General features: G+C 58.0%; 14 protein-coding genes. 5 read left to right on the top strand and 9 right to left on the bottom strand.

Going from position 1 to position 15,972, the window contains the following annotated elements:
- Positions 1-79: 79 nt before the first annotated feature.
- The 3 genes from NW842_RS07810 (at position 80) to NW842_RS07800 (ending at position 5,427) form a co-directional block, all read left to right on the top strand.
- Positions 80-970, top strand: coding sequence for a ferredoxin--NADP(+) reductase (locus NW842_RS07810; RefSeq protein WP_414357239.1), 891 nt, complete (start codon positions 80-82; stop codon positions 968-970).
- Between the two features lie 284 nt (positions 971-1,254).
- Positions 1,255-3,903: a leucine--tRNA ligase gene (gene leuS / locus NW842_RS07805; RefSeq protein WP_414417805.1), complete on the top strand. Its 2,649-nt coding sequence runs from the start codon at positions 1,255-1,257 to the stop codon at positions 3,901-3,903.
- A gap of 132 nt (positions 3,904-4,035) precedes the next feature.
- Positions 4,036-5,427 (top strand): TldD/PmbA family protein, encoded by a 1,392-nt coding sequence (locus NW842_RS07800; protein ID WP_414357839.1) that lies wholly within the window; start codon positions 4,036-4,038, stop codon positions 5,425-5,427.
- Between the two features lie 234 nt (positions 5,428-5,661).
- Here the strand turns inward: NW842_RS07800 and NW842_RS07795 are convergent, their stop codons facing one another.
- From NW842_RS07795 to NW842_RS07755, 9 genes are all read right to left on the bottom strand, one after another.
- The gene (locus tag NW842_RS07795; protein ID WP_414374720.1) at positions 5,662-5,919 is read right to left on the bottom strand and encodes a CHRD domain-containing protein; all 258 of its coding nucleotides are present in this window, start codon (positions 5,917-5,919) and stop codon (positions 5,662-5,664) included.
- 386 nt (positions 5,920-6,305) lie between these two features.
- Entirely contained in the window at positions 6,306-6,764 is a 459-nt protein-coding gene (locus tag NW842_RS07790; RefSeq protein ID WP_011434417.1) for a fasciclin domain-containing protein, read from the bottom strand.
- A gap of 81 nt (positions 6,765-6,845) precedes the next feature.
- Entirely contained in the window at positions 6,846-8,156 is a 1,311-nt protein-coding gene (locus NW842_RS07785) for a CO2 hydration protein (protein ID WP_414342182.1), read from the bottom strand.
- A gap of 58 nt (positions 8,157-8,214) precedes the next feature.
- A complete protein-coding gene (locus tag NW842_RS07780) occupies positions 8,215-9,750 on the bottom strand; it encodes an NADH-quinone oxidoreductase subunit M (protein WP_414417804.1) in 1,536 nt (511 codons plus the stop codon).
- 50 nt (positions 9,751-9,800) lie between these two features.
- The gene (locus NW842_RS07775) at positions 9,801-11,636 is read right to left on the bottom strand and encodes an NAD(P)H-quinone oxidoreductase subunit F (protein WP_414417803.1); all 1,836 of its coding nucleotides are present in this window, start codon (positions 11,634-11,636) and stop codon (positions 9,801-9,803) included.
- Between the two features lie 522 nt (positions 11,637-12,158).
- The gene (locus NW842_RS07770) at positions 12,159-13,115 is read right to left on the bottom strand and encodes an NAD(P)H-binding protein (protein WP_414407145.1); all 957 of its coding nucleotides are present in this window, start codon (positions 13,113-13,115) and stop codon (positions 12,159-12,161) included.
- A gap of 146 nt (positions 13,116-13,261) precedes the next feature.
- On the bottom strand, positions 13,262-13,552 hold the full coding sequence (locus NW842_RS07765) for a 4a-hydroxytetrahydrobiopterin dehydratase (protein ID WP_099812243.1): 291 nt from the start codon (positions 13,550-13,552) through the stop codon (positions 13,262-13,264).
- 67 nt (positions 13,553-13,619) lie between these two features.
- Entirely contained in the window at positions 13,620-14,138 is a 519-nt protein-coding gene (locus tag NW842_RS07760; RefSeq protein WP_414416035.1) for a GNAT family N-acetyltransferase, read from the bottom strand.
- 2 nt (positions 14,139-14,140) lie between these two features.
- Positions 14,141-14,299: a hypothetical protein gene (locus NW842_RS07755; RefSeq protein ID WP_414417802.1), complete on the bottom strand. Its 159-nt coding sequence runs from the start codon at positions 14,297-14,299 to the stop codon at positions 14,141-14,143.
- A 208-nt stretch (positions 14,300-14,507) separates the two neighbouring features.
- Between NW842_RS07755 and NW842_RS07750 the strand changes: the two genes are divergently transcribed.
- Together NW842_RS07750 and NW842_RS07745 are read left to right on the top strand one after the other, a co-directional pair.
- A complete protein-coding gene (locus tag NW842_RS07750) occupies positions 14,508-15,341 on the top strand; it encodes a cysteine hydrolase family protein (protein WP_414342475.1) in 834 nt (277 codons plus the stop codon).
- Between the two features lie 45 nt (positions 15,342-15,386).
- Positions 15,387-15,851: a cupin domain-containing protein gene (locus NW842_RS07745; protein WP_414417801.1), complete on the top strand. Its 465-nt coding sequence runs from the start codon at positions 15,387-15,389 to the stop codon at positions 15,849-15,851.
- Positions 15,852-15,972 lie beyond the last annotated feature (121 nt).

Raw genomic sequence — 15,972 nt, 5'->3', positions numbered from 1 at the left:
GCAGCCGGGCTGCTGTGGTGTTTGCTATTTTGCTATATGTAAACTCATTTCCTCCCAGTGCCAGGAGCAGATCGCAGGTATGGTTGCCAGCGCAGAAAAGCGAGAGGTTGTCGTCAATCTGTATCGTCCCAACGCACCGTTGATCGGCCACTGCGTGGAGACCTACTCCATTGTCGGTGAAGGAGCACCCGGACTGACTAAGCACATTGTGCTCAGCTTGCCGGATCCCAACTACCGCTACCTAGAAGGGCAAAGCGTTGGCATTATCCCTCCTGGCGAAGATGCCAAGGGCAAGCCCCACAAGCCCCGCCTCTACTCGATTGCTTCCACCCGCTTTGGCGATGATGGCGAGGGGCGCACCGTCTCTTTGAGTGTGAAGCGGGCTGAATATGTCGATAGAGAGACAGGCCAGCCGGGGGTGGGGGTCTGCTCCGGCTTCCTCACCGATTTGAAGGCGGGCGACGAGGTGATGATCACGGGGCCATCGGGGAAAACCTTCCTACTGCCCGAAGATGAGAACGCCAACCTGATTTTGATCGCCACCGGCACCGGCATTGCCCCTTTTCGCGCCTTCATCAAGCACCTGTTTGAAGAGGATCCCAACTATCAGGGCAAGATCTGGCTGTTCTTTGGGGTGCCCACCACCTCCACCTTGCTCTACCACGGGGATCTGGAGGCTTGGAAAGCCCAGTACGGGGATCGCTTCCGCGTCGATTACGCCATCAGCCGCGAGCAACAAACCCCCGATGGCAAGAAAATGTACGTGCAAAACCGCATGGCCGAATACGGTGCCGAGCTGTGGGACATGCTCCAGAAGCCTAACACCTACACCTACATCTGCGGCCTCAAGGGGATGGAGGACGGGATCAACAACGTCATGGGGCCTTTGGCGGAACAAGCCGGTCAGGATTGGAGCAAGTTCCAGAAGGAGCTGAAGAAGGCGGACAGGTGGCACGAAGAAACCTACTGATCTCTGCTTGTCGGGTTTTCAGAGCCAAAGGGATCCCGCTCCTCTGCAAGGTGCCGGATGAGGCTATCCGTACCGTGTGGTCGATGGGCAATAGTTTGTGGCACAGGCTGGGCAGCTAGGGGACAAGAATGTGGTGCAGGAGCTCCTTTCCCGAAGTGCTTCGTGAAACTCGTGACCAGAGCCTTGCCCGAGAGCTGTGCTCCGCCGGCGCGATTGGCGTGGGGAGTATGTCAAAATGCTTCTATCTCCCAGCGTGAGCGCTTTTTTCCCAGGAGCATCGAACCGTGGACGCGCGCTACAATCCCCAGGCCATCGAGAGCAAGTGGCAAGCCCACTGGCGTGAAATCGGGCTGGATCGCACCCCAGAGCTGAAGGACGGGAGCCGCAAATTCTATGCTCTGTCTATGTTCCCCTACCCCAGCGGCAACCTGCACATGGGGCATGTGCGCAATTACACCATCACCGATGTGATTGCCCGCCACAAGCGAATGCAGGGGTACGCAGTGCTGCACCCGATGGGCTGGGATGCCTTTGGCCTGCCGGCGGAGAATGCCGCCATCGACCGGGGGATCCCACCGGCCAAGTGGACCTACCAAAACATTGCCCAGATGCGGGATCAGTTGCAGCGGTTGGGGCTCTCCTACGACTGGGAGCGGGAGATCACCAGTTGTTCGCCGGACTACTACAAGTGGACGCAGTGGATCTTCCTGCAATTTTTGCAGGCGGGCTTGGCCTACCAGAAAGAGGCGGCGGTGAACTGGGATCCGGTGGATCAGACGGTGTTGGCCAACGAGCAGGTGGATGCGGAGGGGCGTTCCTGGAGATCCGGCGCCCTGGTGGAAAAGCGCATGCTCAAGCAGTGGTTTTTCAAAATCACCGCCTATGCCGACCAACTGCTGGCGGATCTGGAAAAGCTCTCCGGCTGGCCGGAGCGGGTGCGCACCATGCAGGAGAACTGGATCGGCCAATCGGTGGGGGCTAAGGTGATTTTCAAAACCGAGGCAGGGGACGAGCTGGCAGTATTCACCACCCGGCCTGATACCCTCTGGGGGGCCACCTTCATGGTGATGTCGCCGGAGCACCCCTTGGTGGACAAGCTCACCACTGCCGAGCAACTGCAGGCCGTCAGAGCCTATCAAGCCCAGGCCGCTGCCCGCAGCGAGATCGAGCGCAGCGCTGAAGACCGGGAAAAGACAGGGGTTTGGACGGGATCCTACGCCATCAACCCCGTTAACCAAGAGCGGATCCCCATCTGGATTGCCGACTATGTGTTGATGGGCTACGGGACGGGGGCCATCATGGCCGTGCCCGCCCACGACCAGCGGGATTTCGAGTTTGCCCGCAAGTTCGGCCTGCCCATCAAGCGGGTGGTGCAGCCGCCGGAGGGTTCTCCGGCCTCAGCGGATCGCGCCAGCGGGACGGAGTCCTCAGAACTGCAGGCTGCCTGGACGGGGGAAGGGGTGATGATCAACTCTGGCCCCCTAGACGGGATCCCGGTGGGCAAAGGCCCAGGGCAAAGCGTGGAAAGGGCCATCGCCTGGCTAGAGGCACAGGGGCTGGGGGAAAAGCAGATCAACTACCGCCTGCGGGATTGGCTGATCTCGCGGCAGCGCTATTGGGGTTGTCCCATCCCGGTGATCCATTGTCCCCACTGTGGCATTGTGCCGGTGCCGGAGAAGGATCTGCCGGTGCTCTTGCCGGAGGATGTGGAGCTGACGGGGCGAGGGGGATCCCCGTTGGCCCAGCTGGAGAACTGGGTGAAGGTGAAATGCCCCACCTGTGGCACGGAAGCCCGCCGAGAAACCGATACCATGGACACCTTCATCTGCTCGTCGTGGTACTTCCTGCGCTTTAGCGATGCCCGCAACGACCGAGAGATCTTCCGCAAAGACCAGGTGAACGCCTGGCTGCCGGTGGATCAGTACGTGGGCGGCATCGAGCACGCCATCCTGCACCTGCTCTATTCCCGCTTTTTTACCAAGGTGTTGCGGGATCGGGGGCTGCTGGATTTTGACGAGCCGTTCTCGCGTCTGCTCACCCAGGGGATGGTGCAAGGGCGCACTTACTACAACCCCAACAAGTCCGGCAAGGATCGCTGGATCCCGGCAGCTCTGGTGCAGGATCCCAACGACCCGCGGGATCCGGAAACGGGCGAGCCCCTGCAAGTTATCTACGCTACCATGTCCAAGTCCAAGGGCAACGGCGTGGATCCTGAGGAGGTGCTGGCCCACTACGGGGCAGATACGGCCCGCATGTTTATCTTGTTCAAGGCCCCGCCGGAGAAGGATCTGGAGTGGGACGATGCCGACGTGGAAGGGCAATTTCGCTTTCTCAACCGCGTCTGGCGGCAGGTGTACGAGTTTGTCGTTCGCGGTGGCGGGACGGAGTCCTGGCGGGGCAGGGTCTCAGAGCTGTTGCCGGCCAAGGTCGAGGTGGGATCCCTGACCAAGGCGGAAAAAGATCTGCGCCGGGCCATCCACACCGCCATCAAGGAAGTCAGCGAAGATCTGGAAAACGATTATCAATTCAACACCGCCATTGCCGAGCTGATGAAGCTGAGCAATGCTCTGGGGGAGGCCGGGATCCCGGATTCGCCGGTTTATGCAGAGGGGATCCGCACGCTGGTGTTGCTGATGGCGCCTTTTGCCCCCCATATTGCGGAGGAGCTGTGGCAGGCGCTGGGGGGCGCAGACTCGGTGCATCGGCAGTCTTGGCCCAGCTATGACCCGGCAGCGCTGGTGGCCGACACGGTGACCATCGTGATTCAGGTGAACGGCAAATTGCGCGGCTCGTTTGAGGCCCCTGCCGAGGTGACGCCGGAGGAGCAGGAACGGTTGGCCCTTCGGTCAGAAGCAGCGCAGAAATATCTGGAAGGGGCAACGCCTAAAAAAGTGGTGGTGGTGCCGAAAAAGCTGGTTAACTTTGTCCTCTAACGGCGGGCCTGGCCAAAATGTTCCGCACTGCTGACACGAACGGGATCGGGGCTTTCACTCGGCGTGGCAGCTCATCGACTTTCCAGGATCGGGCTATGCTGGACTGAGGACTACACCCATCTCCCTGTTGCTATGCGAGACCTTCTGCGCGACATCCTTCGGGACTGCTCTGGCTTTGTGGAACTGCGCTACCACAGCAAGGTGTTCCGCAGCGTCACTGCCGAGAAGGGCCGCCTTGAGCGCACCGCGGTTCGTCGCCGTTCCGGAGTGGGGGTGCGGGTGTTGGAGGCCGGCACTTGGGGCTTTGCTGCCACCGGGGATCCCTCGCCGGCTGCCATTCGGGAGGCCATCGCTGAAGCTCGCCGTGCCGCCCAAGCCAGCGCCGACTACCGCAAACAAAAGCTGGGATCCCTGCCCAGTGTGCGGCTGGCCCAAGGGGAGTTCTGCGAGCCCGGTGTGGAGGAGGTGCTGAATAAGCCGCTGGAGGCGAAGATCCAGTTGGCTCTGGAAACCGAGGCACAGGCCCGGCAGGCCTCTCGCCAAATTAGCTCCGCCAGTTGCACCTACAACGAGATTTACGAGGAAAAAGCCATCGTCACCACCGATGGGGCGGATGTGGCCTTTCGTCTGGTGCGCCCCGAGCTGCGAGTTCAGGCGGTGGCCGAAGCTGCCGGCCAGCTCAGCAGTGGCTCCGAGGCCATTGGGGTAACAGGGGGATGGGATTGCCTGTTCCGCTCGCATCCCTTGCAGATGGCGGAAAAGGCGGCTGCTACCGCGGTTGATTTATTGTCCGCAGGCTACGCAGAAGGGGGATGGGCCACGGTTATTCTGTCGCCTTCCATCGTGGGGCTGTTGGTGCACGAGGCCATTGGCCACACGGTCGAGGCGGATTTTGTTCTGGCGGGTTCTGTGGCTGCCGGCAAGCTGGGGCAGCGGGTGGCCAGCGACTGGGTTACCCTCAAAGACTCCGGCCATTCAGAGTTTATGCCGGGGGCAGGGGGAACCCTTCCTGTGGACGACGAGGGCGTTCCTACCCAAAGCACCACCATCATCCAAAACGGCATTCTGGTCAGCTATCTCCACAACCGCGAAACTGCTGCCCACTTTGGCGTAGAGCCCACCGGCAATGCCCGCGCCTGGGAATATGCCGATGAGCCTTTGATCCGCATGCGCAACACCTTCATTGAACCCGGATCCCAAACGCTAGAGGAAATCATCGCCAGCACTCCCGATGGCTACTTCCTGGATGGGGCCAGGAACGGGCAGGCGGACTCCACGGGCGAGTTTATGTTTGGGGTAGAGCGGGCCTACCGCATTCGCGATGGCAAGCTGGCGGAGTTGCTGCGCGGTGTCACCATCACCGGCAATGCTTTTGAGGTGCTGCAATCGGTGGATGCCGTCTCGCGGGACTTCCTGTGGGACTTGGGATCCGGCCATTGTGGCAAGGGTCAACCGGCCAAGGTGGATGCGGGCGGCCCCTACATTCGCTGTCGGGCCATTGTAGGTGGGCAACAACCTGTGTAGTTATTCCCTTGGCGCTCCACAGCTAGCCCAGAGGTGAAGCCTACAGCTCGCTCTGTAAAGGGGACTGGCAGGCCGGCTCCAGGACTACCGAAAGCTGCTGGCCAGGAGCTACACAGAAACTCTGTCCTGCCGGCACGACTGACTGTGGGGGAGTTCACAGAACAGCCAATCCGTCCGCAAAAATTAGGGATCCCCTCACCTGCGGGGATCCCAGATGGGGTACTGGATCAAACCTTAGCGAGGGAAAACCACCTGGGCTCGCAACTCGCCCGGCGGGTTGGCCTGCGTGTGAATGTTGATGTAGTAAGCTCCGGCCAAAAAGCTGGAGACTTGCTCAGGGGTGAGGTTGGCTTCCAGTCGGAAATTCCCCGACTGATTGCCTGGATTCGGCAACATGTTCAAGACAAAGACCACCGGCCCTGTGGCCTGGGCGAAAGATTGTCCTGGCTGCGGCTGAGCAATGTGAATATGTCCAGGGCCAAAGTTAGCAATGGGTAGAAGTGGGGTTGTGAGATTTGTAAAGCTTCCTTAACCGCTGAGAAACAAGACAGCAACCAGGCAAAAGCCGCAAAAAACCTCGAAAATTGAACGAGGCCGAAGGGAAAAACCGATCAACAACATGGAAAAAAGCTCCTCGGTCAGAGAACAGGCTAAATAAGTTACGTATCAGGCCAAGCTTCGGATTCATCTCCGGGTTTAAAAGATGGCAAAATCCCCGCTAACAAGAGACAAAAGCCCCTACCCTATGGGGGTTGGGGGATGGTGTAGACTGCACGCGGAGCAGAAATCTCTGACCGTACCTATAAAGTTGCGGAGAGGGGGAGAGGGTTCACCCAGGCACTTTCCTCAAGCTCGGTTCAGGATAGATATAGATCTGTCTATCCTCTGGCCGAGGCAGCCAAGGCGGAGTTCATAATCGGCCAGAACCAGTGGGGCCGCATCAGGATGACAGTGTCGATGACGTGGATGATGCCGTTATCGGCTTCGATGTCGGCTTGGATAACGGTGGCGTTATTGACCTCGAAAACGTCCCCTTCGATCAACAAGTCGATGGGGGATCCCTCTACCGAGCCCACACTTTGGTACTTGGCCAAATCTGCCTTTTTCAGGCGACCGGGCACCACGTGGTAACACAGGATGCGAGTCAGTTGGGGGATATTTTGCACCAGGGTGGTGATGGTGCCAGGAGGCAGCTTGGCAAAAGCCCCATCGGTGGGGGCAAAAACGGTAAAGGGGCCAGGGCTTTTGAGAGTGTCTACCAGGTTTGCCGCTTTAACGGCAGTTACCAAGGTGGAAAAGCCCTCAGCAGAGACGGCAATATCGACAATATCGGGCATGGCCGGGATCCTTTTGCTGTGAAGTTGTTGCTAACTGGATTGCTGCTCGAAAGGCTTTGGGATCATTAAAGTTGCCACGGGCTAGCGATAATTCTGATCCTGAATGTAGGCGAGGCGGGCTGCTTCCCGGATCCCGTATTCCGGTCGAGTGAAGCGATTGAGTTGGCCCTCAAAATAACGGCGATTCATCATCAAGTGCCGTGGATTTGGATCATCAAGGGGATACAAGAAAGCGGCCCTTCCCGCCTGAATCACGGCTGAGGTGACGTTGTACATGGAGCGCTGGAAGCTAACCCCCAATTGAATCAGCATGTCCTCTTCGCCGCGGCAATGCTTGCGATAATACTCCACCAAATACTGGGGCAAAAAGTGGTACATATCCTGGTGCAAGAGCGTGGGCGGGATCCCGGCGGTGCCCACCGGAAACTTATCGGCGTAGAGGATCCCGTAGTGGAAGTCCAACTGGTTGGTGGGAACTTCGTTGGCCTGAGCGTTGTAGGACTTGGTGCCGCGGAAAGGAGAGGTGCGATAAAACACGGCCTCTACATAGGGGAAAGCGGCCTCATATAGCCAGGTAAATCCTTTGGATTTGGGCACAATATCGTACCATTCTCCCCGAATACGCACGCGGTGGTAGATGGGTCGTCCGGCAATGGCGAAGATCCCGTTGACCAGAAAGTTCATCGCCTCCGGCACGCTGGTAATTTTGCCTTCATCGTAGAGATCGCTCATCTCAAAAAAGACCGGAGCCATCACCTCCCAAAACAGGCCCAACACCGAGTACATGGTGGCCTGGCGGCACAGCTCCAAAAACATATCGGGGAAGAGCTTGTATAGCCCCATCAACAAGGGGTTGCCCTGGCAATAGGCGCGGATGGCGCGGTCGGCATTTTGCTTGTATTCTTCGGAATCCATGTAGGGATCCAGCAAGCCCCCCATGTCCCGATGCCAGAGCATGGCCCGCATACATTCTTCGGCAAATTCCATGTTGATGCGGTCATGCCAGAGGTGATGCAAAATCCTGGGCAGCTTGCGCTTCAGCTCCCCCTTTTCCATAAACTCCAGCAGCTCGGGATGGGCCGTAGCCTGGCCTCGCCAAATGCGCAAATCCGCGTTATCCCCCGCGTAGTGGTTGGCCAGCTTCAGATACTCTTCAGGAATGATGAACTTGAAAAAAGGCAAGGGATCCACAAACACCTGCTCGGCAATGTAGAGCAGATCCCGCCAGTAGAAATCCATTGGCACGGCATAGGCTTTGTAGAGGCCGATAATTTGCATCAGGTTTTCCGGCGTATCTGGCAGCATGGATCCCCCTGCCTCCAAGCGGTGGACTACATCCGCAAAAGGGTGGGTAGAAGGGGGAAGCTTGCGGGTTGTAAGGGTTGTCGTCATGGAAGAAGTCTCCAACTCTTCAAAAGTCCTGGCTCCATAGGGGGCATCTGCTGGGATCTCAATTCCTGGGAGTTTCCCGCTTGCCTGGATCGGCTCCAGAGAGGGTGATGGGGGCAAGGTCACCGGCTGATGCCAAGATAAGCGTTTGGGCCTGAGCCACCTGGGTGGATAGGGTAAAGGCCAACGGTTGCGGCCATTTCACCAGGCTCATGGGCTGGATCCCAAACCAAACGATCAAGGCCGTCAAAATCAGCCCCGGGATCCGCTCCCAGCCATGCACGCGCGGGTAGTAGGCGGTGCGGTTGTCCAATTTGCCAAAGCAGGTGCGGTTCAGCAAAATCACAAAGTACACCGCCGTCAAACCGGTGCCACAGATGCTGATCAAAGTCGGCAAAGGAAAATCCTGATAGCTGCCCTGGAAGATCAAAAACTCCGCCACAAAGCCCACCAGGCCAGGGATCCCGGCGCTGGCCATCCCCCCCAAGATGAGCAGGGCGCTCACTGTGGGCAAGCCTCGCAAGGGGTTGAGCAGGCCGTTGAGCACATCCAGATCGCGGGTTCCCACTTTGCGCTCCACCAAGCCTACCAGATCAAACAGCAGCGCCAAGATGAGACCATGGGAGACCATCTGCACCATCGCCCCGGTCAGGCTAATCGGGGTGGCTGCCGCCATGCCCAGCAAGATGTAGCCCATGTGGCCAATGGAGCTGTAGGCCACCATGCGCTTGATGTCTTTTTGGGCGATGGCTGCCAAAGCCCCGGACAACACGGCAATGGCTCCCCACCAGGCTAGGATCCCGCCCAGGTCGGCCCAAGCTTGGGGAAACAACTGCAGCCCAAAGCGAAACAGACCGTACGTGCCTAACTTGGAGAGGATCCCTCCCAGGAGGATGGCCACTGGCGGCGACGACTCCCCGTATGCATCAGGCAACCAGGTGTGGAAGGGGATCAGCGGCATCTTAATGCCGAAAGCCACGATCAAGGCCAACAGCGTCAAGGTCTGGGCAACAGGGCTGAGAGAGGTGATGCGGATCTCCAGCAGCTCAAAGCTATGGGGATCCCCCAGCCAGTAGATGGCCAAAAAGGCCCCCAACAGAAAGATGGCGGAAACGGCGGTGTAAATCAAAAACTTGATGGCAGCATAATCCCGCTTGGGGCTGCCCCAAATGGAGATGAGCAGGTAGATCGGGATCAGCACCAGCTCGTAAAACAAGAAGAACAAAAGCAGGTTCTGGGCAACAAAAGCCCCGTTGACCGACCCGCTCATGAACAAAATGCAGCCGTATAAGAGGTTGGGCCGCTTCACCTCTGGCTCAGCTGTCAGCACCGCAATCAGCGTGAGCAACCCGTTCAAAGCCACCATCAGCAGGGAAAACCCGTCCAGGCCCAGGGAGTAGCTCAGCCCAATTGCCGGGATCCAATCCCACCGCTGCACCCACTGCAGCCCTTCCGCTTGCAGGTCAAAGTTGGCAAACAGCAGCAGCGAGATCCCCAGCGGGATCCCGGCCAAGGCCACCGCCAGCTTTCGCCCCCCCAAGCCTAAGAACAGGAGCAGGGATCCCAAGATCGGCAACACAATCAAGGCACTCAGCATGGTCTTTTCCCTCTTTATCTAAGGACTCCGTCCCGCTACCTTGCCCAAGCCTAGAGAATCAGCCAGCCCAGCAGGGCCACCCCCACCACAATCGTCAGCACGTAGGCTTGCAACTGGCCAGAGGTGGTGTATTTCAAAACCTGTCCACCCGCCAATACCGCCAAGCTGGTCAAATTTACCAAGCCGTCTACCACATAGCGGTCGAACAAGGCTGTAACCTCAGAGATGATGCGTACCGCAAACACCACACTGGCCCGGTAGAGCTTGGGGGTGTAGAAGTCGTTGGCCAACAAATCCTGCCAGTCGGCCAAGAAGGCCCAGTCCACCGGCTGCCGCTGCGGACGCAGATACAGCCAGGCTCCCAAGGCAATGCCTGTCAAGCTGGATCCCGTCATTACCCCAACAGGGATCCCTTCCAGAGCGGGAATCAGACCTAGTGCCGCTAGGATCATGGGCATGTGCAGCGCCACCCCCATCGTGACCGTCATGGGCAGCATCATCGGCCAATGCACCTCCGGCGAACGCTCGCTCATCTGCTGCGGCTTGCCCCCCCAGATCAGGCCAAAGACCCGTGTCAGCCCCAGCGCCGTCACCGCATTGGTGACCAGCACGACTGCCGCCCACAACCCCTGCCCCGATTGCACCAACTGCTGCCACAGATCCGTCAGCACCCAAAAGGAACCGAAAGGCGGCAAAGCGATGATTCCGGCCATTCCGGTCAAGAAGCACAGCCCTGAGATAGGACGCCGCGACCACAGCCCGCCCAGGTAGCGCAAATCCTGGGTAATGCTGTTCCAGATCACTGTGCCCGGAGCCATCACCAACAGAGCCATGGCCGGAGCATAGGTCAGCAGCAACCCATAGGCTTGCTGGGGATGACCGGTGCCCACCGCCACAAAAATCAAGCCCATGTAGGCACTCACCAGATAAGACAAAGCTCGCTTGGCGTCGATCTGGGCCAAAGCCACCAGGGATCCCCCCACCGCCGTCAAGCTGCCGATAGTCAGCATCACCTTCAGCACCGTTGGGGAAAGCTCATAGAGGGGTTGCAGGCGAATCAACACCCAGGCCCCCGTGCCCACCACCACTGCGTTCCGCAAAATCGAGGCCGGGATCGGCCCTTCCATCGCCTCATCTAGCCACAGGTGCAATGGGAACTGGGCACACTTGCCCACCGGGCCAGCCAGCAACCCCAGCCCCACCAGCGCAATCAAGGTCGGATCCACAGTGACAGATCCTGCCTGCACCGCCTCTGCCCAGGCCGCCAAATCCTCAAACTCCCAGGAGCCCGTCAGGGGATAGATGGCGATTACCCCCATCAAGAGCAACAGGTCGCCGATGCGCTTGGTTAAAAAAGCATCCCGCGCTCCCGTCACCACCAGCGATTGGTTGAACCAAAAGCCCACCAACAGGTAAGTGCCCAGGGTCAAAATCTCCAGGATCACGTAGCTGAAAAAGAGGGAGTCGCACAAAGCCAAGGCACACATCCCCCCCTCAAACAGGCCCAGCAGGGAGAAAAACCGCGCCCAGCCCCAGTCCATTTCCATGTAGCCAAAGCCGTAGATCTGGGCCACCAGGTTCAGCCCCGTCACCACAGCGCAGGCCCCCAGAGTTACCGATGACACCTGCAGCGGCAGCTCTAACATCAGATCCCCCACCTGTAGCCAGGGCAACCGAATGACCTGCGCCGGCTGATCCCAAATTGCCACCAGCGCCCCCACGCTGTGCAGGAAGGCCATCAACGTCAAGAGCGCATTCAGATAACCTGCCGGACGTGGTCCCGTGCGCCGGGTGATTCCTGGGGACCAGATCAGCGCTCCCGCCCACGCCACCAAGGCGTAGAGGGGAATCAGCCATGCAGTTGTGACCAGCCCGTTCAAGCTCATAATCCTCCTTCGGCCAGGGATCTTGGCCAAACTGGAACACTTGCTGAGATCCTGTAAAAAGTCTTAAGCAGCATCTTAGCTGCGAACTAGGATAGATAAAAATTGAACTTTCCGATAAAAACTATAGACAAAAATCTATAGTTCAAGCAGGGGGAGCAGAATAACCTCTGTCGTTGTCACCCCCTCACTCTCTAAAGCGTAGATGGAAATGAACCCCTTGGGAACCTAAGGATTTGCGATTGTTTGGACACAGGGAATGATCAAGAAAACTGGGTTTAGCGCTCCGCACCGCCAAAGCGAAGGCCTACGGCCCGCTGTCGCGACAGAGCGGCTTTGTGTTATGGTACGGGTTGATCTCCGCCAACTTGAATATGGCGCAGTGTCAATAAAAAGTGTCTGGGAGTTCATCCCAGTAGTTGGGGCTATGGCATCCGCTAACGCAAACACGACCCCGTCCACCCCTTCTCCCAAGGTTGCTGCTCAAGCTGCTGTGAAATTGCCGAGAAGACTGAGAACAACGACTTAGAAGGGCGTCTTGACTTTGGGTTGCTTGACCTTTAGCTCGCGAAGCCGTTTCAACATCTTCTGGAAATACTCCGCCAGGTAGTCCTCAAGAGAGGTCAGAGAGGCCAGTTCAATCCCCAGGGTTTCGCATACAGGCGTCATATCGGCGTGCATGGGTTCTTTGGCCGCGATCACCTCCACAAACGCCAGCCGGTCGGCAATGTTCCAGCTCCACTGAAAAAACTGCGCCACCTTGCGCGCCCCTCTCAGCAGTCCCAGCGGCATGGTGCTGACCTTGGCCTTTTTGCCGGAGAGCTGCTCGCACAAGGCAATGACTTCTCGAGCCGTCCAAGCCTTGGGCCCCACCAAGGGAAAGATTTGCTGCTTGGCAGCTTCTACAGTGAGAGCTCGCACCGCAAACCGGGCTGCATCTAGGGTGTCTAGGTAGGCCGTTGGCATGCCCTCGCCGGTTACCCAGACGATTTGTTCTTCCAAGATGGGGATGGCGTACTGGCCGATCAACCCCTGCATAAAGCCCGCCGGACGAAAAATCGTGTAGGGCATCTGGGATCCAACCAAATACTTCTCGATGTGATGCTTGAAATTCATCAGGGGCACATTGGGATACTCGTGGTGGGCGCCCATGATGGAGAAAAAGATAAAATGCCCTACCTGGGCAGCCCGTGCCGCATTGATCAGGGCAACCTTGCCATCCCAGTCCACCTGACGGGCGCTGAGGGTGTCGGTCACCCGCACCGTAGCACAGTCGAGCACCGCCTCGATGCCTTCCATCGCGGAGTTGAGGGTGCTGGGCTGAAGCAGATTTCCCACTTTCAGTTGAGCGCCCCATTCACTCAAGAAAGCAGCCTTTGCCGGATTTCGCACCAGACAGGTGACTTGATGTCCTTCTTCGATGGCTCGGCGCACCACTTGACGGCCCAGCGTTCCCGTCGCCCCCACAACCAGCACGTTCATAAAATTATCATTTCTTAACCTTAGGCTTAGTCTATCAGACCGACACAGCTCCCAACACAATCCAACACAACTTTGAGGCAGCGACAAAATGGGGATCCTCTGCCAAGCCGGCTTTGAGGGATCCCCAAAGTTGGGTACTGAAGCGTCTAGCTGGCCAGCTCGTTCATGCGTTGCGCCAGGGTAAAGTCCAGTTCTGTAATGCCCCCGGCATCGTGGGTGGTAAGATGCACCCGCACGCGGTTGTAGACATTGGTCCATTCGGGATGGTGCCCCATGCTCTCGGCCACCAAGGCCACACTGCTCATCCAGCCAAAGGCTTCGACAAAGGAGCGAAACTGAAATTGACGATGCAGCTTCCCATCCTGCAAAGACCAGCCCGGCAGATTTTCCAGCTTGGCTTGGACCTCAGCTTCACTGAGTTTGACAGGTCTGGACATGGGCTTTCCCTCCAGTCTTTGCCACCGCTTTCATCAAAGGAGCAACTGAGAGCGGATCCCGGCTTATTCACAAAACTTCATAACCTTTTGGTTCTGCCACGCCAGCGGCGCCGAGGGGTTTGTACAGCCAGTAGCCTTGCACGGAGAAATGGGCCCGCTTGTAGAAATTGAGGGCAGCCTGGTTATGGCGATAAACCTGCAGGGTAATGGCAGCTAGCTGCTGCTGGGATCCCCATCGTTCCACCTGCTGAATGAGGGCCTTGCCCAGGCCCTGCCGGCGATGGGCGGGATCCACCCAGAGCAGAAAGATGTAGGCTACCCGCCGATGGGTGGCTTGATCTGTGGAGATGCCGGCCCAAACACAGCCCACCGGCTCTGCAGTTTCTTCTTTCAAGATCCACCAGCAGGGGGTGCGGGGTGGGTCGAAGAGGCGATCCAGCGTCTCTTCTAGGTGATCCCAGTTGCTTTGCTCTGGAAAAGATTCCTGCAACGTGGCCTGCAATCCTCGTCGCACCCAGGGCCGATCCCAGGCTGAACCGATGCGCCAACGATAACCCACAGGCAGAGGGATCCCTTGTTCAGCCATCCTCAGGGGTTTGCAGAAAGGGCCACAGGCGTCGCTTCTTCTAGAGGGGCAGGCTGGGCCATATCCTCCGGCAGAAACGAGCGAATGCTCACCACCACCAGGGTAAACAGAAACACCAGCAGGATGAGAGCGGGAAAGATATATTGCCGCAAGATGTTCATATTTCTACATAACCTTGGTCTCTACAGCATAGCGTGCAGAGGGGAATCCCTAGGCAGCTTTTCGGAAATCTCCTCGGTTTTTCTTCTCCTGATCTCCATCTCAGCCCCTATCGACTGACCCTGGGGGATCCCATGCGTTAATAAGGTGAGAAAGTGTAGCCTACGATTCCAAAGTGAGGTTGGCTGTGCATTAAGGTCGAGCGTAGTTGTGGGTCATCCGCCCCACCTGATCCCACTGCTGCGCGACGCGAGCGGAGAATCCATGAGCACCCCCAATCGCCCCTTGAAGACCCTTGGGATCCCTCCCAATGCCTGGGCTGTGAATGCCGAAATGGCCGACCTCACCCGTCCGCCCTTGGATCCCCGGCCCATCCTGCTACCCACCTCCAGCAAAACCCTGCGCTTGGATCTGGCCAAGGCGGCGTTGTTGGTGATCGACATGCAAAACGACTTTTGTCATCCCGACGGTTGGCTGGCCAGCATTGGCGTCGATGTTACACCTGCACGGGCTCCCATCGGCCCTCTAAAAGCCCTGCTGCCCCGCCTGCGACAAGCTCAAGTGCCGATTGTGTGGGTGAACTGGGGCAATCGCCCTGACTTGCTCAACATCAGCGCCGGCTTGCGACATGTGTACAACCCCACCGGAGAGGGAGTAGGGCTGGGGGATCCCTTGCCTAAGAACGGGTCTTTGGTCCTCACGCGGGGCAGTTGGGGCGCTGCTGTGGTGGAGGAACTGGAGGTCAAGCCCGAGGATATCTGGGTGGATAAGTTCCGCATGAGCGGCTTTTGGGATACCCCTCTCGATAGCATTCTCAGAAACCTGGGGCGCACCACCCTCTTTTTTGCCGGCGTGAACATCGACCAGTGCGTCATGACCACGCTGCAAGATGCCAATTTCCTCGGCTACGACTGCATTTTGCTGGAAGACTGCGCCGCCACCACCTCTCCTGAATACTGTTTGCTAGCTACCCTCTACAACGTCAAGCAGTGCTTTGGCTTTGTCGCCTCCTCCTCAGATTTGCTCGCGGCTCTCCCCTGTTAGCACTTGCCCACTATTCACCCCTCATCTCTTGAGCGGAGGATCCGGATGCAAACGCTTTCCCGCTGCGTGATTCCAATTGTTAAAACCCCTGCCGATTATCAGGCTTTTCGCATCAGCCCCAACGATACCAATCGCCTGGCCATCGTGTTCGATCCTTCTCATGCTCAGATTTCTCTAACCTTTTGTGTGGAGATCTTCGATGAGGGAGGCAAAACCCCTCCAAATCGCCATCAAATGGCTGTGGAAATGTTTTTTGTTCTCAAGGGGGAAGGCCTGGCCATTTGCGATGGAAAAGCGGCCCCCATCAAAACTGGAGATAGCATTCTGGTACCGCCGACCGGTGTACATGAAATCCACAATACCGGCCCAGGCCGCCTCTACGCCCTCTGCTTCATGGTGCCCAACGAAGATTTTGCCGAGCTCATCCGCTCCGGCACTCCTGCGGACTTGGATGAGGAGGATTTGCAGGTGCTGTCGGGGGGCTGGAGAAGGGCATTTGCTGAGGCTTAGGCCTCAATGGCTCTGGGAGCTGTAGAGGTTGGAAGTCAGGGGTACTGATACATTCACGCTGAACTCTCCTGAACATGGTTCAGGAAAGAAGCGATCGCATCCTGCCTATCTCTGAGCAGGA

Source organism: Synechococcus sp. R55.4, assembly GCF_047461935.1.
Taxonomy (GTDB): Bacteria; Cyanobacteriota; Cyanobacteriia; order Thermostichales; family Thermostichaceae; genus Thermostichus.
Note: the sequence above shows the minus strand (reverse complement) of the source record. Positions and strands in the feature narration are given on the sequence as shown.